General features: G+C 72.1%; 20 protein-coding genes. 5 read left to right on the top strand and 15 right to left on the bottom strand.

The genetic code is table 11. The features are described 5' to 3' along the window. Window positions 1–15: 15 nt before the first annotated feature. From AB3X52_RS12945 to AB3X52_RS12935, 3 genes are all read right to left on the bottom strand, one after another. Window positions 16–768, bottom strand: a complete 753-nt coding sequence (locus tag AB3X52_RS12945) for a YoaK family protein (RefSeq protein ID WP_367994502.1) — start codon at window positions 766–768, stop codon at window positions 16–18. Continuing rightward, the gene (locus AB3X52_RS12940) at window positions 765–1,331 is read right to left on the bottom strand and encodes a DoxX family protein (protein WP_367994501.1); all 567 of its coding nucleotides are present in this window, start codon (window positions 1,329–1,331) and stop codon (window positions 765–767) included. The genes AB3X52_RS12945 and AB3X52_RS12940 overlap by 4 nt, the downstream gene beginning before the upstream one ends. A 92-nt stretch (window positions 1,332–1,423) precedes the next feature. Next, the gene (locus AB3X52_RS12935) at window positions 1,424–2,344 is read right to left on the bottom strand and encodes a LysR family transcriptional regulator (protein WP_367994500.1); all 921 of its coding nucleotides are present in this window, start codon (window positions 2,342–2,344) and stop codon (window positions 1,424–1,426) included. Between the two features lie 138 nt (window positions 2,345–2,482). Between AB3X52_RS12935 and AB3X52_RS12930 the strand changes: the two genes are divergently transcribed. The 3 genes from AB3X52_RS12930 (at window position 2,483) to AB3X52_RS12920 (ending at window position 5,988) form a co-directional block, all read left to right on the top strand. Continuing rightward, window positions 2,483–4,366 carry an amidohydrolase gene (locus AB3X52_RS12930; RefSeq protein ID WP_367994499.1) on the top strand — a complete coding sequence of 628 codons (1,884 nt, stop codon included), beginning with the start codon at window positions 2,483–2,485 and terminating at the stop codon, window positions 4,364–4,366. 182 nt (window positions 4,367–4,548) lie between these two features. Beyond that, complete coding sequence (locus AB3X52_RS12925) at window positions 4,549–5,214, top strand: hydrolase (protein WP_367994498.1); 666 nt, start codon at window positions 4,549–4,551, stop codon at window positions 5,212–5,214. A gap of 249 nt (window positions 5,215–5,463) precedes the next feature. Further along, window positions 5,464–5,988 (top strand): Dps family protein, encoded by a 525-nt coding sequence (locus tag AB3X52_RS12920; protein ID WP_367994497.1) that lies wholly within the window; start codon window positions 5,464–5,466, stop codon window positions 5,986–5,988. 90 nt (window positions 5,989–6,078) lie between these two features. On the opposite strand, the gene AB3X52_RS12915 is transcribed toward AB3X52_RS12920, so the two are convergent. From AB3X52_RS12915 to AB3X52_RS12900, 4 genes are all read right to left on the bottom strand, one after another. Beyond that, window positions 6,079–7,029 (bottom strand): 3-hydroxyacyl-CoA dehydrogenase NAD-binding domain-containing protein, encoded by a 951-nt coding sequence (locus AB3X52_RS12915; protein ID WP_367994496.1) that lies wholly within the window; start codon window positions 7,027–7,029, stop codon window positions 6,079–6,081. Then, window positions 7,026–9,035, bottom strand: a complete 2,010-nt coding sequence (locus tag AB3X52_RS12910; protein WP_367994495.1) for an acetoacetate--CoA ligase — start codon at window positions 9,033–9,035, stop codon at window positions 7,026–7,028. The genes AB3X52_RS12915 and AB3X52_RS12910 overlap by 4 nt, the downstream gene beginning before the upstream one ends. After that, window positions 9,032–9,838, bottom strand: a complete 807-nt coding sequence (locus AB3X52_RS12905) for a crotonase/enoyl-CoA hydratase family protein (RefSeq protein ID WP_367994494.1) — start codon at window positions 9,836–9,838, stop codon at window positions 9,032–9,034. The genes AB3X52_RS12910 and AB3X52_RS12905 overlap by 4 nt, the downstream gene beginning before the upstream one ends. A gap of 170 nt (window positions 9,839–10,008) precedes the next feature. After that, window positions 10,009–10,686 (bottom strand): hypothetical protein, encoded by a 678-nt coding sequence (locus AB3X52_RS12900; protein WP_367994493.1) that lies wholly within the window; start codon window positions 10,684–10,686, stop codon window positions 10,009–10,011. A 96-nt stretch (window positions 10,687–10,782) separates the two neighbouring features. Here AB3X52_RS12900 and AB3X52_RS12895 point away from each other — a divergent pair, with 96 nt between their 5' ends. Continuing rightward, entirely contained in the window at window positions 10,783–11,310 is a 528-nt protein-coding gene (locus AB3X52_RS12895; RefSeq protein ID WP_367994492.1) for a sigma-70 family RNA polymerase sigma factor, read from the top strand. 19 nt (window positions 11,311–11,329) lie between these two features. Here AB3X52_RS12895 and AB3X52_RS12890 read toward each other — a convergent pair whose 3' ends face one another. Then, a complete protein-coding gene (locus AB3X52_RS12890) occupies window positions 11,330–12,007 on the bottom strand; it encodes a YcnI family copper-binding membrane protein (protein WP_367994491.1) in 678 nt (225 codons plus the stop codon). Window positions 12,008–12,082: 75 nt separating this feature from the next. On the opposite strand from AB3X52_RS12890, the gene AB3X52_RS12885 reads away from it, so the two are divergent. Beyond that, window positions 12,083–14,431 (top strand): copper resistance protein CopC, encoded by a 2,349-nt coding sequence (locus AB3X52_RS12885; protein ID WP_367994490.1) that lies wholly within the window; start codon window positions 12,083–12,085, stop codon window positions 14,429–14,431. A gap of 96 nt (window positions 14,432–14,527) precedes the next feature. On the opposite strand, the gene fahA is transcribed toward AB3X52_RS12885, so the two are convergent. The 7 genes from fahA to AB3X52_RS12850 form a co-directional block, all read right to left on the bottom strand. Continuing rightward, window positions 14,528–15,718 (bottom strand): fumarylacetoacetase, encoded by a 1,191-nt coding sequence (gene fahA, locus AB3X52_RS12880; protein ID WP_367994489.1) that lies wholly within the window; start codon window positions 15,716–15,718, stop codon window positions 14,528–14,530. Further along, window positions 15,715–16,578: a hypothetical protein gene (locus AB3X52_RS12875; protein WP_367994488.1), complete on the bottom strand. Its 864-nt coding sequence runs from the start codon at window positions 16,576–16,578 to the stop codon at window positions 15,715–15,717. The genes fahA and AB3X52_RS12875 overlap by 4 nt, the downstream gene beginning before the upstream one ends. Then, entirely contained in the window at window positions 16,575–17,762 is a 1,188-nt protein-coding gene (locus AB3X52_RS12870) for a homogentisate 1,2-dioxygenase (protein ID WP_367994487.1), read from the bottom strand. The genes AB3X52_RS12875 and AB3X52_RS12870 overlap by 4 nt, the downstream gene beginning before the upstream one ends. Before the next feature lie 14 nt (window positions 17,763–17,776). Further along, window positions 17,777–19,681 (bottom strand): FAD-dependent oxidoreductase, encoded by a 1,905-nt coding sequence (locus AB3X52_RS12865; RefSeq protein WP_367994486.1) that lies wholly within the window; start codon window positions 19,679–19,681, stop codon window positions 17,777–17,779. Next, the gene (locus tag AB3X52_RS12860) at window positions 19,681–21,030 is read right to left on the bottom strand and encodes an MFS transporter (protein WP_367994485.1); all 1,350 of its coding nucleotides are present in this window, start codon (window positions 21,028–21,030) and stop codon (window positions 19,681–19,683) included. The genes AB3X52_RS12865 and AB3X52_RS12860 overlap by 1 nt, the downstream gene beginning before the upstream one ends. A 92-nt stretch (window positions 21,031–21,122) precedes the next feature. After that, window positions 21,123–22,079, bottom strand: a complete 957-nt coding sequence (locus AB3X52_RS12855; RefSeq protein WP_367994484.1) for a LysR substrate-binding domain-containing protein — start codon at window positions 22,077–22,079, stop codon at window positions 21,123–21,125. A gap of 34 nt (window positions 22,080–22,113) precedes the next feature. Beyond that, a partial coding sequence (locus AB3X52_RS12850; RefSeq protein WP_367994548.1) for an acyl-CoA dehydrogenase family protein occupies window positions 22,114–22,221 on the bottom strand: 108 nt, incomplete at its 5' end.

Below are 22,221 nucleotides of genomic sequence, written 5' to 3'. Positions count from 1 at the left end.
TGCTGTTTCCGAGGGCTACTTCTTCGTCGTCCAAGCCGCCTGCGACCGGGACGCCGGCTGCGAGAGCAGCACGACGAGCGCCAGCAGGCCAGCAGCGATGACCAGCACCCAGGTGCGGTGGTCGTGGAGCACAAGCGCCGCACCGACCAGCCCGCCGAGGAACATCGTGGCGATCGGCACCAACCGCCGACCGAGCTTGCTGCTCTGGCCACCGGCCGCATGGCTGTCGGCCGCGATGCCGGTGATCGTGAGCGTGAGCACCGTCGTCGTCAGGTCGGGCACGGCGAGCGCCCTCGCGGTGGCGTTCTGCAGGCCGAGCGCGATGCCGAGCAGCGCGATCAGGAGCAGGAGTACGCCGCCGTGGTAGACGCCGTCCGAACGCGGGTCGGTGAACACCGTGACCACCAGGCTGAGCAGGACGAGCACGGTCTCGACGATGGCCGAGAGGCACAGGTGGCGACCGCGGTGGTGCCCGACCACCTCGTTGAGCCGGCCGCCGAGGAAAGCGCCGACCAGGAAGGTCCCGATCGCGAGCAGCGAGGCCCACCAGACGAAGCCGGGAGCGCCGCCGACGGCGAAGCCGAGGAAGACCACGTTGCCGGTCATGTTGGCGACGAGGACGTGGCCGAGGGACAGGTAGCTGAAGGCGTCGACCAGTCCGGTCACCACCGTCATGAGCAGCAGCAGCGGCGGAAGCGGCCCGTGCGGGTTGTCCTTGGGCGGGGCGACGACCCGCCAGGCTTCGACGACGTGTTCGTTGACGGTCATGCCACACCTCCGGTGGTCGGGACAGGATGCTGCTCGAGCTCGTCACGGTGCAGGACGACGCGGAGCAGCAGCGCGGCGCCGATGCCGAGGACAGTCGCGGCGAGGGAGACCCAGGTGGCGACGTCGTGGTCTGCGAGGTAGCCGGTGAGGCCGACGACGCGGTCGAGCGACCAGCCGCCCGGGCCCGTCCACGACAGGCCGACGCCGAGGAGCGCGAGGAAGAGCGGATACTCGAACCCGCCGTCCTGGGACCAGAAGCCCACGCGGACCTTCACCGTCGTGGCCACCGTCATGACGCCGATGATGCCCGCTGCGGCGGCCGGCGTCAGCAGCCCGAGCACCAGCAGGGCGCCGGCGCCGACCTGGGTGAGGCCGGCGAGCAGGGCCGTCCAGACACCGCCCATGAAGCCGTCGGCGCGGAACTCCGCCGTCGATCCGGCCAGGCCGGTTCCACCCCACCAGTAGGTGAGCTTCTGGATCCCGTGGGCGGCGACGAAGCCGCCCAGCACGAGCCGCAGCACCAGCAGCCCGAGATCCACCCCGACACCATGCCCGACCTCCATGGCGGGCCTCCCTTCATGACGCACTCACGGTGACGCCTCCAGTCTGAGCCACCGCCAGCGATCTGCCCAACACAACAAAGGGCTCGGGACGATCACTTTCGCTTATGAGGAACGAACTCCTCCAGAATCTCCAGGAAGGCGCGTCCCGAAGCCGGGATGCGCTGGGGGTCGTAGACCACCGTCACGGGATGCACCGCGTCCGGATCCCTGAGCCCGAAGACCGCATAGGGGATCTCGAGATCGGGCAGCATGGTCCGGCCATACTCCGCCAGCGTCTGCGGAACGACCGTCACGCCGAGCCCGAGGGCGGCGAACCGCAGGATGTCGCTGGCCTGGGCGAGCTCGAAGGACGACAGCGCCTCGAGACCGACCCGGTGGAGCGCCTCGTCGACGTGCCGACGCAGCCCTGTGCCGCGGGCGAAGTGGATGAGCCGGCCGCGGGCGATCAGCTCGGGTAGGGCGATCGGACCGACCAGGCCACTGGCGACCTTCTCGCAGGCGACGCCGACCAGAGGGTCGACGGCGAGCAGCCGATGCTCCAGCCCCTCGGGCACCTCCTTCGGAGCCATGCCCACGACCGCAAGGTCGAGCGCACCGGCGCGCACCGCCTCGACCATCTCGGTCGAGGTCTGGTTGGTGATGTGGATGTCGACCCCGGGGTGCCGGTCATGGAAGGCGCCGATCGGCCCGACCACGTCGACCGCGCTGATCGCGGTCTGGATCAGCCCCACGCGCAGCCGGCCCTTCTCCAGGCCGAGGTAGGACCGCAGCTCGGCACGCGCCTGCGCCTCGTCGGCGATGATCCGGTGCGCATGCGGCAGCAGCAGCTCGCCGGCGGGCGTCAGCTCGACCTTGCGCGCCCCGCGCACGAACAAGGGGGCGCCGATCTCGCGCTCGAGCCGGCCGATCTGCTGGCTCAGCGCCGACTGTGCGACGAAGCTCCGCTCCGCGGCACGGGTGAAGTTCTGCAGCTCCGCGACCGCCACGAAATAGCGCAGATGTCTGATCTCCATGGGCCCTCCTCAGCGATCTGTCTTAGCGATCATAACCCACTATCTCATGTGTTGGAGTTATTGATCCCGCGTCCGTAGATTCGTGAGTGAAGGTGCTCGACCGAGCACCGGCCGAATCTCTCTCTCACAGGAGTCGACATGGCCACACCGACCATGCCCGTCGGGGGCGTACAGCCTCACGACGGGGCAACGACGCCGGCGGACCTCGTGGTCCGTAACGGCAAGATCTACACCGGCGACCGGGACAACCCCACCGCCACCGCCGCCGCCATCAAGGACGGCGTCTTCGTGGCCGTCGGTGACGACGCGACCGTCGCGTCGCACATCGGTCACCGCACGCGCATCATCGACGCGCTCGGCAAGCGGATCATCCCGGGCCTCAACGACTCTCACACCCACGTCATCCGCGGCGGCAACAACTACCTGCTGGAGCTCCGCTGGGACGGCGTACGCAGCCTGAAGCACGCGCTGCAGATGCTCCGCGAGCAGGCCGCTCGTACGCCGGAGGGCCAGTGGGTCCGGGTCGTCGGAGGCTGGACGGCCGAGCAGTTCGCCGAGAAGCGGCTGCCGACCCTCAAGGAGCTCAACGACGCCGCGCCGAACACGCCGGTCTTCGTCCTCCACCTCTACCAGTCGGCGCTCCTCAACAAGGCGGCGCTGCGGGCGGTGGGCTACACGAAGGACACGCCGAACCCGCTCGGCGGCCAGATCGTCCGCGACCACAGCGGGGAGCCGACCGGCCTCCTGCTGGCCGCGCCCGGCGCCGCGCTGCTCTACTCGACGCTCGGCAAGGGCCCGCATCTGAGTGAGGAGCAGAAGGAGGAGTCGACCAAGCACTTCTTCCGCGAGCTCAACCGCTTCGGACTGACGAGCGCGATCGACGCCGCCGGCGGCTTCCAGGACTTCCCCGACGACTACGGCACGATCACGGCCCTCGCCGACCGCGGCGAGCTCAGCGTCCGGGTCGCCTACCACCTCTTCCCGCAGACCGCGGGCCAGGAGATCGACGACCTGAAGCGCTGGATCGGCATGGTCAGCCCCGGCGACGGCGACGAGTGGCTGCGCGCCAACGGCGCCGGCGAGAACCTCGCCTGGAGCCCCGCGGACTTCGAGAACTTCGCGGAGCCGCGCCCGCAGCTGACCAACCGCGCCGCCGGTGAGCTCGAGGAGGCAGCCCGACTGCTGCTCGAGCACGGCTGGGGCTTCCGGCTGCACGCGACCTACGACGAGACGATCCGCCACAACCTGGACGTCTTCGAGAAGATCGCCCGCGACCTCGGCCAGGACACCCTGGGCGTCCCGTGGCTCTTCGACCACGCCGAGACGATCAGCGACCAGAGCATCGACCGGGTCAAGGCGCTCGGCGGCAACGTCGCGATCCAGAACCGGATGTACTTCCAGGGCAAGGTCTTCAAGGATCGCTACGGCAACCTCGCCACCGAGTGGGCGCCGCCGGTGACCAAGCTGCTCGACGCCGGCCTCGTGGTCGGTGCCGGCACCGACGCGACCCGGGTGTCGTCGTACAACCCCTGGCTGTCCCTCCACTGGCTCACCACCGGCACCGACATCGGCGGCAACCGGCTCTACAGCCCGGAGAACATCGTCGACCGCGAGACCGCGCTCGAGATGTACACCGTCAGCGGCGCCAAGCTCACCGGCGAGGCCGACAAGAAGGGCACGATCAGCGTCGGCAAGTACGGCGACCTGGCGATCCTCACCGAGGACTACTTCGCCGTCTCCGACGACCGCATCCCCTTCATCGAGGCCGCCGTCACGGTGGCCGGCGGGAAGGTCGTCTACGCCAACGACGAGTACGACGGCCAGGCCGTCCCTCTCCCCGAGATCAGCGTCGACTGGAGCCCCGTGAAGGCGTACGGCGGCTACCACAGCGAGCCCACCGGCGTACGGCAGGCGCGGGCCTTCCTGGACGCCGCAGCAGACAGCAAGGAGCAGAGCACATGGCGCGCCTCTCGTGGCGAGACCGTCTCCGACTACGGCGCACTCGGCGACGACTTCTGCTGAGCAGCCCGGAGGCGACCGGCGGCAAGCACGCCGCCCCCGCCTCGACCACCCCCGCGGCCACGCCAGGGGCCACCCCGACGGCCGCAGCCACCACCACACCCACCGACTCCGTTTCGGCCGCTCCGGCAGCCGGGACGGGAACCCCGACCACCGGGGCAATCCACACAGAGAAGAAGGAAGAAATGACCGAGTTCAACCTGGACGCTGTCAAGGCCGCCCCGAGCGAGGACCTCATCACCCCCGACAACAGCGTCTTCCTGTTCGTCGACCACCAGCCGCAGATGTTCTTCGGCGTCGGCAGCGACGACCGCCAGTCCATCGTCAACGCGACCGTCGGCCTGGCGAAGGCCGCCAAGGCGTTCAACGTCCCGACCGTGCTGACCACCGTGGCCGCGCAGTCCTTCTCCGGCAACCTGCTGCCCGCGCTGCAGGCGGTCTTCCCCGACCAGGAGCCGATCGACCGCACCACGATGAACACGTGGGAGGACGCCAACGTCGTCGAGGCGATCAAGGCCACCGGCCGCAAGAAGATCGTCCTCTCCGGCCTGTGGACCGAGGTGTGCCTCGTCCTCCCGGCGCTCTCCGCGCTGGCCCAGGGCTACGAGGTCTACGTCGTCACCGACGCCTCCGGCGGTGTCAGCAAGGCGGCCCACGAGCACGCCATCTCCCGGATGGTCAACGCCGGCGCCGTCCCGGTCACCTGGATCCAGGTCCTCCTCGAGCTCCAGCGCGACTGGGCCCGCACGGAGACCTACGTCGCCACGACCGACATCGTCAAGGAGCACGGCGGCTCGTACGGCCTCGGCCTCTACTACGCCGGCGACTTCATCGGTGGCAACGCCGGCTGACCGGCGCCCCGGCCGGTTGATCGGCCCCTGAACGCGGGACCGCCGCCCTTCTGTCTGGGACGTCGGAACTGCACCGGCGGTCTCGCCCCGCGGTGGCCCGGACGCTCCTCAAAGCGTCCGGGCCACCGTCATGTCCGGGCCCGGCCGGCCGCTCGACGGCTTAGGTAAGGCTCACTTTTCTGGAATGATTCAAGAAAACTTGGGATGATGGGTCTCACCGAACGCCGATCCATCAGGGGGACGACAGCGATGACCCAGACCGCGAGCACCACCACCCACACCGCCCACCCGGCCTTCCGCGCCAGCGAGACCTTCGCCCGCCACCTCCAGCAGCTCCTCGTCGACCTGACCGAGCTCTCGCTGCAGGGCAAGCAGGCGCACTGGAACGTCGTCGGCCGCAACTTCCGCGACCTCCACCTCCAGCTCGACGAGGTCGTCGACGCCGCGCGTGAGTTCACCGACGAGGTCGCCGAGCGCATGCGCGCCGTCTACGTCACGCCGGACGCCCGCTCGGCCACCGTCGCCGAGGACACCAGCCTCGCACCCTTCCCGGCCCGCGAGGTCGACACCGCCACCACCGTCGACCTGATCGTCGCCGCGATCTACACCGTCGCGAAGACCGCGCGCGACATCCACGACGACGTCGACGCCGAGGACCCGACCACCGCCGACCTGCTCCACACCATCCTCGCCCGCCTCGAGCAGCTCGCCTGGATGATCGACGCGGAGAACCGGGTCGCCAACCAGTCCGCGCCCGCGCAGGTCACCGCCTGACAGTAGTCCGGGACGTTCCGGTCGCTTTACTCGCGAGTAGCCGACTCGAACGTCCCGGACTACACCGCCGGCCCATTCGACCGCCCCGGCTCACCCCAGGCCGCGCTCCCGCTTCCGCTCGAGGAGCTCCACCAGGAGCTCGTCGCGTGCGGCGACGAGCGCGGCCTGGTCGACACCGGCCAGCTCCTCGTCGACGCCGTCGACCAGCCTGCGGACGAGACCAGGCGTGAGATGGGGCGTCGGCGACAGGTCGTTCATCCACGCCTCGGCCGGCGGCCCGAGATGCTCCAGCACGTGGGCCATGCCTCCGGCGCCACCGCCGAGATGCTGGTTCACCAACGGCCCCAGGAGCGCCCAGCGCAGGCCGGGGCCGTTCGCGATGGCCGCGTCGATGTCGGCGACGGTGGCCGCACCCCGCTGCACGAGGGCGTAGGCCTCCCGCCACAGCGCCACCTGCAGCCGGTTCGTCACGTGGCCGGGGAGCTCCTGGCGCACCAGGATCGGGCGCTTGCCGAGCGCGCGGTAGAACGCGAGCGCCCGGTCGGCGACGTCAGGATCGGTACGACGGCCGGGGACCACCTCCACCAACGGGACCAGGTGGGCCGGACTGAACGGATGACCGACCAGCACCCGCTCGGGGTGGTGACCGCACGTGCGTTGCAGGTCCGAAGGCAGTTGGCCCGAGGAGCTGCTGGCGATCACCGCGTGCGCCGGTGCGGCCGCGTCGATCTCCGCGATGAGCGCCTGCTTGGGCTCCAGGACCTCGGGCCCGCTCTCCTGGACGACGTCGGCCTCCGCGACCGCGTCGGCGACGCTCGTCGCGAAGGTGAGCCGGTCCCGTGAGGCGCCGTCGGCGAGGCCCAGCCGGGTCAGCACCGGCCACATGGCCGCGACGTCACCGCGCAGCCTCTCCTCCGCCGCGACCGCCGGGTCCCAGGCGGTGACGTCGAGGCCGCGTGCGAGGAACAGTGCCGCCCAGCCGGCCCCGATCACGCCGGTGCCGATCACCGCGGCCCGGGTCACCGGCACGCCCTCGCTCACGAGTCGCCCCCGAGGGAGCGCGCGAAGTCGACGTAGGCATCCAGGGCGCCGGCGTCGACGAGCGCGCCGGGCGAGGCGACCGACGTCGGGTCCGCGCCGCGCAGGATCTTCTTCACCGGGACCTCGAGCTTCTTCCCGGTCCGGCTGTAGGGCACCGCCGGGACCTCGATGATCCGATCCGGCACGTGTCGCGGCGAGAGCGCACCCCGCACGGTGGCGGCGAGCTTCGCCCGCAGCGCGTCGTCGACGTGTACGCCGTCGGCCGGGACGACGAAGAGCAGCAGCTCACCGAGGCCGCCCGCGGGGTCCTCGAGGTGCACGACCACGCTGTCGGTGACCTCGGGCAGGTCCTGCAGGACGCGGTAGTACTCCGCCGTCCCGAGCCGCACGCCGCCTCGGTTGAGGGTCGCGTCTGAGCGGCCGGTCACCAGGCACGAGCCCACCTCGGAGAAGCGGCACCAGTCGCCGAAGCGGAACACCCCCGGGTAGGTGTCGAAGTACGCCGCCCGCAGCCGCCGCCCGTCGGGGTCACCCCAGAAGGCGACCGGCATCGAGGGCATCGGCGTCCGGATCACGAGCTCGCCCAGGACGCCGGTGACCGGGTGACCGTCCTCGTCGTACGCCTTCACGTCGACGCCGAGCGTCGGGCCCGACATCTCACCGGCCCAGACCGGCTGGAGCGGCGAGCCGTGCACGATCCCGGTGCACACGTCCGTGCCGCCCACGCCGTTGTTGACGAGCACCCGGTTGCCGAACTGCTCCGCCAGCCAGCGCGCCCCCTCCGGAGGCAGCGGGCTGCCGGCGACGCCGATCTGACGCAGCCTCGAGAGGTCGAACTCCTCGTCCGGACGCACGCCCTCCTTGCGGCACGCCATCAGGAACGCCGGGTTGGCGCCCATCTTGGCCGCGCCCGACTCCGCCGCCATCCGCCATTGGGCGCGCAGGTCGGGGTAGAGCGGGTTGCCGTCGGTGAGCACGATCGAGGCGCCCGTGACGAGCCCCGAGACCAGCGCGGTCCACAGCATCCACGCGGTGGTGCTGAACCACAGCAGCCGGTCGCCCGGCCCGAGATCCCAGTGGAACGTCTGGCACTTGAGGTGCTCCAGCATGAGCCCGCCGTGACCGTGCACGATCGCCTTCGGCAGCCCCGTCGTCCCGGAGGAGTAGAGGATCGTGAGCGGGTGGTCGAACGGCACCGGCTCGTAGGCCATCGGCGCGTCCGTCTCCGCGGTCAGGTCGCGCCACGTCACGACCTCCTCGTCGAGGTCGAGGTCGAGCGGGCCGTACGGCACGTGGACGACGTGCTCGACGGTCGGCAGCCCGGCCCGGACCGCGGCCACGTCGGCACGCTTGTCGACCTCCTTCGCTCCGAAGGTGTAGCCCGCGACCGCGAGCAGCACCTTCGGCTCGATCTGACCGAACCGATCCACCACGCTGCGCGCCCCGAACTCCGGCGCACAGCTCGACCAGACCGCCCCGAGGCTGGCGGTGGCGAGGTAGGCGACCAGGGTCTCCGGGATGTTGGGGAGGTACGCCGCCACCCGGTCGCCCCGGGCGACGCCGAGCCGCTGGAGACCGGCCCGCGCCCGGCGTACGTCGTCGGCCAGCTGCGCGAAGGTGAGCTCGATCGTGTCCCGGGTCTGGGAGTAGGCGACGACCGCCGAGTCGTCCGGCCGGGTGTCGGCGTGGCGCAGCGCGTGCTCGGCGTAGTTGACCAGCGCGCCCTCGAACCAGCGGGCGCCGGGCATCGTCCGCTCCGACAGCACCCGGGTGTAGCCGTCCTCGGCATGGCTGATGATTCCGAAGTAATCCCACAGCGAGCCCCAGAAGTCCTCCAGGTGCTCGACCGACCAGGCGTAGAGCTCGTCCCACCCCGCGAGGTCGACGCCACGGTGCTCCCGGAGCCAGTCGAGGTAGCGCCACACCCGGGCGCCGTCGTACATCTGCGGCGAGGGCTCGTAGAGCAGCTCCGGCTCGCGCATCGCGGCGGTGGTGTGCGTGGTCATCGGCCCTCGCCTCCCGCCACGACCGGCGGACGGACCTTCGCGGCGCGTCCGTCGAGGAAGGCAGCCAGGCGCTCCTTCGCCTCGGCGCTGCTCTGGGCGACCCCGGCCATCAGCGACTCCATCATCAGCCCCGTCTCGGGGTCGGCCTCGGCGATCCGCGGCAGCGCGTGGAGGACGGCGTAGTTGGAGACGGGCGAGTTCTCGGCGATCCGCTCGGCGAGGGCGACCGCCTTCGCGAGTCCCTCGCCGTCCTCGACGAGATAGTGCGCGAGGCCGAGCCGCTCACCCTCCTCCGCCGAGAGGACCCGGCCGGTGAGCATCAGGTCGGTCATCCGCGAGACTCCGATGAGGCGCGCGACCCGGACCGCGGCGCCACCCCCGACGAAGATCCCGCGCTGGCCCTCGGGCAGGGCGAAGAACGTCGACCGCTCCGCGACCCGGATGTGGGTCGTCGCGGCGAGCTCGAGGCCGGCGCCGACCACGGCGCCCTTGAGCGCGGAGACGACCGGCAGGGTGCCGTACTCGATCGCGGTGAACATCCGGTGCCAGCCGCGCGAGTGCAGCACGCCGCCCATGGCGTCCCGCTCGACCAGCTCGCTGAGATCGAGCCCCGCGGAGAAGTGGTCGCCGTCGGCGGCGATCACCGCGGCACGGGCCCACTCGGGCGGCTCCTCGAAGAAGCGGCCGAGGGCATGGACGGTCGGACCGTCGAGCGCGTTGCGCTTCGCGACCCGGCTCAGCGTCAGGACCGCGATGTGTCCCTGCCTCGTCAACGTGAGCGATTCGGGGAAGTCGTACGCCATGCCGCGATGACAGCAGGGAACCTGATGGTCGGTCGATGGAGTTTTCCGTGGGTGGAAGGGCCGTGCGAGAGGGCGCCATAGCGGTCACCGCGACGGGCATAGGCCGCCGCGGGGTCGCCGGGTGACGCGCCCGCCACGCTCGGGCCGGGCTCGGGCGGGGCGACGCGGCACTAGGCCAGTCGGCGTGACCGCCTCCGGCGGTAGACCAGGTTGATGCCGACGAGGACGACGACCGCGAGCGCGATGACGCCGCCGGTGATCCAGGCGCCGAGGTGCTTGGTCGCGGGCATGTAGACCAGCGTCCCGTCGATGTGCCCGCTGCGCTGGTGGCCGTTCGACGTGAGGAGTGCGGTCGGGATCTTCCAGTTGCTGATCAGGTGCTCGTGGTCAGGGTCCTTCTGCACGGCCGGCGGCTCGACGTTGCCCATCCAGTGGATGCGGTGGTCGTGCCAGGTCGCGGCGTTGTCGTCCGCGATCTTCTTCCACTGCGGCGGCTTCTTCGCGTCCGCGGAGGGCGGGATGTTGCCGATGGTCTGCTCCTTGTTGAGGTAGACCGCCGGCGAGAGCTGGTTCTGCCACACCCCGTGCGCGGTGATCTTGAGGTAGGCCTCGCCCTGGTAGCCGTCCACCACCAGCGGCGTCGCCGAGGTGTTGCGCACCGTGATCGACTCGCCGTCGCGGGCCGCCTTCGCGGTCACGCCGGGTGCGGCCGGAGCCACCTTCGTGACGGTCGTGACGTAGGTCGAGAAGGCGCCGGCGTACGACGGCAGCGGGAGCCCGACCACGGCGACGGCGACGAGGACGGCCGTGAGGACGAACGAGGCTGCGGACGGGGCGCGACGGGGCACGAGGTCTCCTGTGCTCGGGGATGGTCATGTGTCAGGTCGGCCCGGAGGTGCTCCTGGTTCCCGGGAAGTTCGCGGCGTCGCCTACAGTCCACGTCCGTGGATGAATGGACGCGGCTCGCCTGCACCGCACGCGACACCGGCGCGGAGCACGACCTGACGGCCTTCGTCCGCGCCACCCAGGCCGATGTGTGGCGGCTGTGCGCCCACCTCGGCGACCTCGACCGCGCCGACGACCTCGCCCAGGAGGTGTACGCCCGGGCGCTGCGGTCGCTGCGCCGCTATCGCGGCGACGCGCCGGCCCGCGCCTGGCTCTTCACCATCGTCCGGCGGGTCGTCGCCGACGACATCGCCGCCCGGCAGCGGCGCCGGCGTGAGCCGGTGCCGACGCTCGAGCCTGCCCCCGACCATCAGGGGCAGGTGGCGCTCGAGCAGCTCCTCGACGCGCTCGACGCGGACCGTCGTACGGCGTTCGTGCTCACCCAGCTGCTCGGCTGGTCCTACGCCGACGCGGCGGACGCGTGCGGCTGCCCCGTCGGCACCATCCGCTCCCGGGTCGCCCGGGCGCGCGAGACCCTCGCCGGCCTGGTCGCCGACGAGGGCCCGCGCCGGGCCGGGACCGCGTAGCGGCTCCTACGTCGAGCCGTCAGGCGCGCTTGCGGAAGGAGTTCGCGAGCGCGCCGCCGCCGAGCACGACGGCGATGATCGACAGGATCCACGGGCCGGTGGTCGAGCCACCGTCGTCGTCGGCCTTGGCGGCGTCGGCATCCTCGCTGTCCGCGGAGGTGGCGGTCCCTCCGGCCGTGGGCGTGGCCTGGTCGCTGGGGACGACGGTCAGCACCGGCGCGGGGTGCTCGGGCTCGGCCTGACCGGACTTGGGCACCTCGATCCATCGCACGACCGACCCGTCGGAGTAGGTCTGCAGCGCCTTGAAGGTGAGCGTGCCCGTCTTCGGGAGCGGGCCGACGGAGACGTCGAACTCGTCGAACTCCCCGGGCTTGATCGCATCCGCCTTCGCGTCCGGCGTCCAGGTGATCCGGGTGACGGTGTCGCCCTTCTTCGCGACCTTGGCGCTCCACCCCGGGTGCGGCTTGACCGACACGGACTGGAGACCCGAGTCCGCGGGGAAGTAGACCTGCAGCTTCGTCGTCGATGCCGTGTCGGACTCGGTGGGGACCCGGAAGGTCAGCTTGCTGTAGCCCCCTCCGGGCACCTCGTTCGGGTTCACCGTCACGTGCGCGGACGCCGGGCCGGCGGCGAGCAGGACGGCGCCGGCGGCGAGCGCGGCGGCGGGGACGAGTCGGGCGATGCGGTTGCTGTTCACGTCCACAAGGTCGCCCCGAGGGGTCGTTTCGGTTCCGCCGGGAACCAGACGACTTTCCGCGGCGACTACTGGACCGTGACGTGTTCTGAAGCTCGTGAGGCGCTCTCGGCCTGGTACGACGGCGAGGGGCCGGCGCTGGCACCCGGCGTACGCGTGCACGTCGCCGAGTGCGACGAGTGTGCCGCGTTCGAGCGCACCCTCGACCGGGTCGGCGACGTGGTGGCCCGGGCCGCGATCCCGGCCACGACGGTGCCGGACCTCGCCCCGCGCGTCGTACGACGGGCCGGCCGACGCCGGCGGGTGATCGACCGCAGCCTCCAGTGGGCCGTGGGGCTCGCCGGGGTGGTGGAGCTCGCGACGACGCTCTACTACTTCGTGCGGGGCGACGACGACGCCGGCCACGGGACGGCCCACGCCCTCGCGCACGCGATGGCCTCCGGCCATGCCGCGCACGAGGGCCACGAGGCGGTCGCCCTCACGGTGGCGGTCTGCGTGGCGCTGCTGTGTGCGGCGTTCCGGCCGCGGTTCTCCCGGCCCTACCTCCCGGTGCTCGGGGTCGCCACCCTGCTCATGGTGGTGGCGTCGGTCCACGACGTCGATCACCGGGTGGTCAGCGTCGGCCACGAGCTGCGCCACACCGGTCTGCTCGTGGGTTTCCTGCTGCTGTGCCTGGTCGCCGCGCGGCAGCCGCGCGACCCCGCGCGCACCGGCCTCCTGCTCGCCTGGCGGCGTCCGCACGAGGTCGAGCGGCGGCTGCGGGTCGTCAGCCGCAGCGCGGCCACCGCGTACGCCCGGATCGTCCGTCCCCTCGCGCCCGGCGCGAGCCGCTGCTGGCCTGCTCGCTGGGCGCGGATCGCGGCCGCCACGGCGCTCGCCGCCGGGCTCGTCCTCGTCGCCGGGCCGGCGGAGGCGCACGCCGTGCTCGAGGAGAGCTCGCCCGGGTCCGGCGCCGTGGTGCAGCACGCCCCGGCGACGGTCGTCCTCCGATTCGACGAGCCGGTCACCCTGCTGCCGACCTCGCTCCAGGTCATCGGTCCGGACGGCCGGCGCGTCGACGACGGCGCCGTCGACCACGACGGCGACCGCACCACGACCGCCGCGGTCGGCCTCAGTGACGCGACGAGGAAGGGCACCTACCTGGTCTCCTGGCGGGTCGTCTCGGCCGACTCCCACCCGGTGTCCGGGGCCTTCACCTTCTCCGTCGGCAGGCCCGGGGAGGCGCCGACCGCTCCGGCCACGAGCAGCAACCGCGGCGTCGGCATCGGACTCGGTGTCGGCCGGTGGCTGGGGTACGCCGGCTCCGCGCTCCTCGTCGGGGGGTTGCTCTTCCTCGTGGCCTGCCGTCCGCGGGCCGAAGGCCGCGGCGTGCGGCGCCTGCTCCTGCTCGGGGCCGGGCTCGTGGGCATCGGCGCCGTCGTCTGCCTCCTCCTCAAGGGGCCGTACGACGCCGACCTCGGCGCCGGTCACCTCGTCGACGGGACGCTGCTGCGCGAGGTCCTCGGCACGACCTACGGCGCCGCCACGCTCGGACGGATCGCGCTGGCGCTCCTCGGCGCCCTGCTCGTGCTCGGCCGGTCGCGGCTCTCGCCCGGGGCCCGGGTGGCGGCGACCGGGGTGCTCACCGTCGCGCTGGCGGTCTGCTTCGCGCTCGCCGGCCATGCGGCCGCAGCGTCGCCGCGCTGGCTCGCCGTGGTCGTCGACGGCGTGCACGTGGTCGCGATGAGCGTCTGGCTCGGTGGCCTGGCGATGCTGCTCGCGCTCGTCGTACGCCACCGCGGCGAGGATGCGATGGCGGTCGCCCGCCGGTTCTCCGCGCTTGCCCTCGGCGCCGTCGTCGCGCTGGCGGCCACCGGCGCCTATCAGGCCTGGCGGGAGACCCGGTCCTGGGGCGCGCTCCAGCACACGACGTACGGGCGGGAGCTCATCGTCAAACTCGTCGTCGTCGTCCTGATCCTCGCGGTCGCCGCCTCCTCGCGCGCGCTGGTGTGGCGGCACGCCGACCTGTCCGGGCTGCGTCGGACCGTCGCGCTCGAGGCCGTCGGCGTCGTCGCCGTCCTGGGTGTGACCAGTGCGCTCGTGGCCACCGAGCCGGCGAGCGCGGCCTACCACCCGAGCGTCGATGCCAACCTCACCATCCTCGGCGACACGGTCCAGGTCTCCGCGATCCCGAACGGCGACCGCTCCATGGAGCTGCACGTCTACGTCTTCGGGAGGTCCGGAGAGCCCGCCGAGCCCAAGCAGCTCTCCGCGACGGTCGCCGACGGCGCTCTGGGACCCCTGCCGGTCACCCTCGCGAAGGCGGGCCCCGGCCACCGACAGGGGGTCGTCAGCGTCCCGCGCGCCGGTGACTGGACCCTGGCGGTCACGCTGCGGACCAGCGCGATCGACCAGGACTCCGCCGACGTCACGCTGCCGATCCGCTGACGCCACCGCCGGGATAGTCCGGGACCTTCGGGTCGGATTACCATCGAGTAACCGACCGGAAGGTCCCGGACTACCGCGGGCGTGCGGCCGCTGGCCTCAGCTCGCCGGGACGATCCGCCCGCGGGCCTCGCCGAAGCCGATCCGAGAGCCGTCCGCGCCGGGAGCGCTGGCGAGCAGCGCGACCTCGTCGCCGTCCTGGAGGAAGGTGCGCTCCTCGCCCTTCACCACGATCGGCTCCGCGCCGCCCCAGGTGAGCTCGATGAACGCGCCGCGCTGGTCCTTCTCCGGTCCCGAGATCGTGCCCGAGGCGAACAGGTCACCGGTCCGGGTCGGCGCACCGTTGACGGTCAGGTGGGCCAGCATCTGGGCCGGGGACCAATACATCGCGGCGTACGGCGGACGGGAGACCACCTCGCCGTTCCACTCGACCTCGAGGTCGATATCCAGGCCCCACGGGCCACCCTCCATCGCGAGGTAGGGCAGCACCGCCGGCTCCTGTGTCGGGGTCGCCACCCGGGCGGCCTCCAGCGCGAGCAGCGGCACCACCCACGGGGAGACGGTCGAGGCGAAGGACTTGCCGAGGTTGGGACCCAGCGGGACGTACTCCCAGGCCTGGATGTCCCGGGCGGACCAGTCGTTGAACAGCACCGCTCCGAAGATGTGCTGCTCCGCCTCGCCCACCGGGATCGGCTCGCCCATCGCGTTGCCCGTCCCGACCACGAAGCCCAGCTCGGCCTCGATGTCGAGCCGCACCGACGGGCCGAACACCGGCGCCGGATCCTGCGGCCCCTTCCGCTGCCCCGACGGCCGCACGATGTCCGTGCCCGACACCACGACCGAGGCGGACCGCCCGTGGTAGCCCACCGGCAGGTGCTTCCAGTTCGGCATCAGCGGGTCCGGGTTGTCCGGCCGGAAGAGCCGCCCCAGGTTCGAGGCATGGTGCTCCGAGGCGTAGAAGTCGACGTAGTCGGCCACCTCGAACGGCAGGTGCAGCGCGACCTCGGCCAGCGGATGCACCGCGTCGTCGGGCACCTCCCCCGCCACGGCCTCCTGCAGCCGCGTGCGGACCGCCACCCAGCGGGCGTGTCCCTGGGCCATGAACCCGTTCAGCGTCGGCTCGTCGAAGACGGCGTCCTCGCCCTCGGTGCCCAGCAGCAGTCCGAGGTCGACGACGTGGTCACCCAGCCGGGTCGCGATCCGGCGCGGCCCCCCGGCGATCGAGTAGACGCCGTACGGTAGGTTGGCGAGACCGAAGAGCGAGCCCTCCGGGACGGACAATCGGGTCACGAGATGCCTTCCGTGGTGTGGTCGTGCGGGAGCAGGCCGAGGCCGACGAGCTCGTCGACGGGCTCGGCGATCGAGCAGGTGCCGAACGAGCGGAACGTCTCCCGGACCTCCGGTCCGAGCGCGCGTACGCCGGCGGCGACCCGCTCCGGGTCGCGCTCGGCCAGCAACGCGACGAGCCGGTCGACGTCCGCGCCGGCGCGCGCCGCCGCGACAGCGGTCAGCAGGTTGAGGAAGCCGTGCTGCTCGAAGCCGGTCTCCGGGTCGGTGTTGCGCAGGGCGTGGTGCAGCCCCGCGGTGGCCTTGAACGGCACGCCGGCGCGCACGGCGGCGAGGACCGCCTCGGCCAGCTCCTTCTCGTCCGGGTAGAGCTCGGCGCGCACCCCGCCGGTGCGGAACTTCGCGGCATAGCGCGTGCCCGACAGCGCCGCGAGCAGCGGGTCACGCCGCTCGTCGCGCGGGATCTCGACATAGACCTCGACATCGGTCGGCACCGCCTCGAGCACGGGCGTCACCTCCTTTGCTGCCACGCCCTCGGGCACGGCGACCTCGACGCCGACCAGCCGGACGGCGGGGGTCGCCGCCACGGCCTCGAGCGCCGCCGCCAGGCCGGTCACCGGCACGGTCAGCGAGAGCGGCAAGGAGGCCACCGGAAGCGGCGCGCCGGACTCGTCGAGGAGCGCGCTCAGCGCCCCGAGGTCCTTCGCGGCCAGGACGAACGCCCCGACCACGTCGGCGTACGCCGCCTGCCCGTGCCGGACGTGCGCGGGGACGGCCCGCTCGAGCGGCAGGTTGCCGGGCGGGAAGACCGCCGCGTCGTCGCAGAGCCCGGCGAAGAGGCCGGCCGGCGGCAGCGCCGTCACCGGCCCTCCCCCCGCGCCCAGGAGTAGGCGTAGATGCCGTCGTCCGCGTCGCGGGCCGCCTCCCCGAGCTCGAGCGGCCGGAAGGTGTCGACCATGACGGCCAGCTCGTCGAAGAACTCCGCCCCGATCGCGCGCTCGTAGGCGCCCGGCTGCGGACCGTGCGGGTGGCCGCCCGGGTGCAGCGAGATGGAGCCCTGGCCGATGCCCGAGCCCTTGCGTGCCTCGTAGTCGCCGCCGCAGTAGAACATCACCTCATCGGAGTCGACGTTGGAGTGGTAGTACGGCACCGGGATCGCCAGCTCGTGGTAGTCCACCTTGCGCGGCACGAAGTTGCAGATCACGAAGTTGTAGCCCTCGAAGACCTGGTGGACCGGCGGCGGCTGGTGGACCTTGCCGGTGATCGGCATGAAGTCCCGGACGTTGAACGCGTAGGGATAGAGGCAGCCGTCCCAGCCGACCACGTCGAAGGGGTGGTGCGGCAGCGTGTGGACCGTGCCCACCACCCCGCCCGGACCACGGTGCTTGAGATAGACCTCGACGTTCTCCTCCGCCACGATCCTCGGGTCCGTGGGCACGCGCAGGTCGCGCTCGCAGTACGGCGCGTGTTCGAGCAGCTGGCCGTGCTTGGAGAGGTACTGCCGCGCCGGGCCGATGTGGCTGTTGCCCTCGATCGCGTAGATCCGCACCCGCCCCTTCGGGACGATCCGGTACGTCGTCGCCCGCGGGATGATCACGTAGTCGCCCTCGCCCGCGGCGAGGTCGCCGAAGACGGTCTCGACGTCGGCCTCGCCGGACTCGAAGTAGAGGCACTCGTCACCGATCGCATTGCGATAGTAGGGACTGACCGCGTCGGCCACGACGTAGGCGATCCGGACGTCGCCGTTGCCGAGCAGCAGCCGCCGACCGGTGACCGCGTCGATGCCGGACGCGTCCTCCTCGAACAGCTTGTGGGTGGCGAGGTGGCGCGGCGTCAGCGGGTGGTTGGGCACCAGCGTCTGGTCGGGCATCTCCCAGACGCGGTACTCCTCGATCGCCGAGGGGATGTGGACGTGGTAGAGCAGCGAGGAGTCGGAGGAGAACCCCTCCTCGCCCATGAGCTCCTCGAAGTACAGCGTCCCGTCCGGGGCACGGTGCTGGGTGTGCCGCTTCGGCGGGATGCTGCCGACGGCGCGGTAGTACGGCATCTCTTCTCTCCTTCTCAGCGGGTCCCGACGAGGTCGGCCAGGACGGTGCGCAGGCGCTCGGGGCCCGCCTCGGTCCCGAGCACCAGGGCCAGCCGGGCCAGCAGGTCCTGCCGGTCCTCGGTGGCGTCGAGCGCGTCGGACAGCGCGAGCCAGACCTGCTCGCGGGCGTCCTGCTCGGGCGTGAGCGTGGTCGGCACGGGTACGCCGGCCACCGGCTCGCCCCGGCCGGCGAGCCGCTCGGCCAGCTCGTCGCCGGCGGCGCTGAGCGCCGCAACCCGCCCCCGGGCGAGCACGAGCCCGTCCGGGCGTACGACGACGACCTCGCCCGGGGCGGTGCCCCAGGCCTCGGCGGTGCCGTCCGCGCCCTCGGCGTCGGTCACGAGCACCTCGCCGGCGTCGGCCACGGCGGTCCCGCCGAGGAGCACGGTCGTGACGCGCTCGCGGGGAAGGGCGGCGGCGAGCCGGTCCCGGATCGCGTGGATCGCGGGCAGGTCCGCGGGCACCGGGGCGACGGCGTACACCCCGAAGCCGGCACCGCGCAGGTCGTGCAGCGACGACTCCTTCCCGGCGGCCGTCAGGACCGCACGGTCCTCGAGCGGGTCACCGGGCACGAGTCCGTCGTCCCGCGCCGCCGCGAGGGTCAGCACCGAGCTGCGCGCGTGGGTGGCGCTGCTCTGTCGCGGGTCGATGAGGTGCCGGAACTCGGGGTGATCGACCGCGAGGCCGAGCAGCGCGTCCCGCGTGGTGCGGTAGCCGTCCGATCCCGGGGTCATGATGAGGGTCGACTTCCCTGCGTTGGCGATGTTCTGCTCCCAGCCAGCATGTCGCTCGCGGGCATAGGCGTCGAGCAGCTCCGGGCCGGCGTCCCCGGCCACGACCGCCGCGAGGATCCAGCTGAGCGTGTCCGCGTCCTCGAACCCGCCGTTGAGCCCCCGGACGCCGAAGATCGGCACCAGGTGGGCGGCGTCGCCGGTGAAGACCAGCCGGCCGTGCACGAAGTCGTCGAGCGCGAGCGCGTGGGCCTTGTAGAACCCGTGCCACTCGAGGGTCCAGTCGGCGGCGGCCGCGGCGTCGTGGCCGGGCACCGTGTCGGCGAGCCAGGCGAGGTGCTTGGTGATCCGGGCGCGGATGGCCTCCTCGGTGGTCTCCGCCTCCGCGTCGTCCTCGGGCGCGAGCTGGTAGTCGATCCGCCAGATGTCGTCGGGCTGGCGGTGCATGATCACGGTCGAGCCGGGGTTGCTCGGTGGGTCGAACCACACCATCCGCTCGGTCGGCAGGTCGCACTGCCAGCAGATATCGGCGATGACGTAGCGGCCCTCGTACGACGTCCCCTGCAGGCGCAGCCCGGCCAGCTCCCGCAGCGGCGACCGGCCGCCGTCGGCGGCGACGACCCAGTCCGCCCGCACCGTGCGGGGGCCGGCGGCCGTGTCGACGTGGAGCAGCACCTGATCGTCGTACGACTCCAGGCCGGTGACGGGCGCACCCCAGTGCAGCGTGATGCGCGGGTCGGCCTCGGCGGCGTCGACGATGATCTGCTCCAGCTCGGACTGGGAGACGTTGACCATCGGCGGGCGTACGGCGTGGGCGTCGTGCGGCATCTGGAACCGCAGCACCTCGCGGTCACCGTAGAAGCTGCGGCCGCCGACCCAGGGCAGGGCCCGGCGCGTCAGCGCCTCGCCGAAGCCGAGCCGGTCCGCGACCTCGAGGCTGTGGCGGGAGATGCAGATCGCGCGGCTGCCGAAGGAGACCGCGGTGTCGGCCTCGAGGACGGTCACCTCGAGGCCGCGGGTGGCGAGGCCGAGCGCAACGGCGAGGCCGACCGGGCCGGCACCGACCACGACGACGGGGAGCGAGCTGCCCTCGGGCGTCGAGTCGAGGACCGACGGGGCATAGCGGCGGGGCTGGTAGTAGGTGCTCATCAGGCGACTCCACCGAGAGGGGACGGGACGACGGTCTCGGTCTGCGCGGGCTCCTCCGCCGCCACGTGGTCGCGACGGAGGAGGACGGCGCTGCACAGCAGGCTGACGACGCTGGCGGCGACGCAGTAGCCGGTGACCGAGGCGCTGTTATGGAAGCGGTCGAAGAGCGCGGTGGCGATGATGGGGGCGAGGCCGCCGCCGAGGATCGCACCGACCTGGTAGGCCAGCGAGGCGCCGCTGAAGCGGATCGCGGCCGGGAAGAGCTCGGCGAAGACCGCCGACTGCGGGCCGACGGTGAGGCCGAGGAAGAACGCCATCAGCTCCTCCGCGACCACCATCACCGGGATGGAGCCGGTGTCGATCATCAGGAAGAAGACGGCCGAGACGACCAGCAGGCCGACCGCGGCCCCGACGTACACCGTCCGACGGCCGAGCCGGTCGGAGTAGTGCGCGGAGAGCGCCATCCCGAGCATCCAGGCGGGGACGGAGGCGATCAGCAGGAAGAGCATCGTGTCGCGGCTGTGGCCGAGCGTGCCGGTGCCGTACGACAGCAGGAACACCATGAAGACGTTGGCGACGCCGTTCGTGGCGATGAACGACCCGGCCGCCAGGAGCACCTTGTGCCACCCGGTGGTGAGCACCTCCACGATCGGCACGGTGCGGACCTCGTGCTTCGCAGCGACCGCGCGGAACTCCGGGCTCTCCATGACGCCGAGGCGGATCCAGAACGCGATCCCGACCAGGACGAAGCTGAGCAGGAACGGCAGTCGCCAGCCCCAGGAGAGGAACTGCGCGTCGCTCGTCGCCCGGGTGATGACCAGGAAGGTCACGTTGGCGACGAGGACGCCGACCGGGACGCCGAGCTGCGGGGCGACGCCGTACAGGCCGCGCTTCCCCTTCGGGGCGTACTCGGTCGCCATCAGGACCGCGCCGCCCCACTCGCCGCCGACACCGAGCCCCTGGACGAAGCGGCACGCGACGAGGAGCAGCGGCGCCCAGGCGCCGATGGCGGCGTACGTCGGCAGGCAGCCGACCGCGACCGTGGAGAGGCCCATGAGGAGCATCGAGACGATGAGCATCGACTTGCGCCCGATCCGGTCACCGAAGTGCCCCATCACGATCCCGCCGATGGGGCGGGCCGCGAAGCCGATGGCGTACGTCGCGAACGCGAGCAGCGTGCCGGCAGCACTCGACGAGCTCGGGAAGAACAGCGGGCCGAGGGCGAGCGCCGCGGCGGTGCCGTAGATGAAGAAGTCGTACCACTCGATCGCGGTGCCGACGAAGCTGCACAGCACCGCGCGCCGGGCGCTGGCGCGCGCCGACGGGGCGGACGGGACGGAGACGCTCAACGGGGGGCCTTTCGTGAGGTGACGACGGTCACGATCCCTAGCGTGACGCCGACCACAACCTCATGAAAAGCGCAGGTTTTGGTGGACCTACCTCAGCTTTCCTGGGGATGCAGGCCGCTGAGCAGCTCGCCACCGTGGCGGAGCACGTGCGCGATGAACGTGCGGGCGGCGCGGGTCAGCAGCGCGTCGGGGTGCCAGGCCACGCAGACGCCGACCTCGTCGAGCGCCGGCGTCGCGATCTCCCGTCGCGCCAACGGTCGCCCCTCATAGCTCACCGGCGCGATCGCGCGGGAGACGAGCAGCGTCCAGCCGAGACCCCGGCCGACGAACGACCGAGCGGTCTCATAGGTGCGCGCGCGGTAGGCGACCTTCGGGGCGAAGCCGGCCCGGCGGCAGCAGTCGTAGGCGTGGTTGGCGCTCGGGGCCGCGTCGAGGAGCACCATCGGGTCGTCGGCCAGGTCGGCCAGGTCGAGCCCGCCGTCGTCGTCCGTCGCGAGCCGGTGGTCGGCAGGCAGGACCACCATCGGCCTTAGGTGGGCGAACGTCGCTCGCTGCCAGGTGGGTGCCAGGTCGAGGTCATACATGATCGCCAGGTCGAGGGTCCCGGCCGCGAGCGCCGCGACCAACTGGTCCTGGGTGGCCTCGGAGACGTCGAGCCGGGCGTCCGGATGACGTTCGGCGAAGCCGGCCATCAGTCCCGGCAGGACGGTCGGAGCGAACCACGGCGGGCACCCCACCCGGACGACGCCCGTGACCCCGGCCTCCGTGCCACGCGCGTCCGCCTCGAGCTCCGAGGCCTGGTGGAGCAGCAGGCGGGCGCGCGGGAGCAGCAGCTCGCCGGTCGGGGTGAGCCGGATGCCCTTCGCCCGCAGCCGGTGGACGAGCTGGGCCCGCAGGGCACGCTCGAGCTCGCTGAGCGAGGCCGAGACCGCCGAGGCCGAGATGTGGAGCTCCTCCGCCGCACCGGCGATCGTCCCCGCGTCGGCGACGGCGACGAACGCCGCCAGCTGGTTCAGGGTGAAAGCCGGGGCTCCCTCGACCTTGGCCACGCCCGCAGGCTACTCGGGTCGCGTCGCCGGTCCCCTATCCCAGCAGCGAGCGGGCGACCACGAGGCGCTGGATCTGGTTGGTGCCCTCATAGATCTGCGTGATCTTCGCGTCGCGCATCATCCGCTCGACCGGGAAGTCGCG

It is taken from the genome of Nocardioides eburneus, assembly GCF_040838215.1.
Classification (GTDB): domain Bacteria; phylum Actinomycetota; class Actinomycetes; order Propionibacteriales; family Nocardioidaceae; genus Nocardioides; species Nocardioides eburneus.
This window is presented reverse-complemented; position numbering and strand designations above follow the sequence as displayed.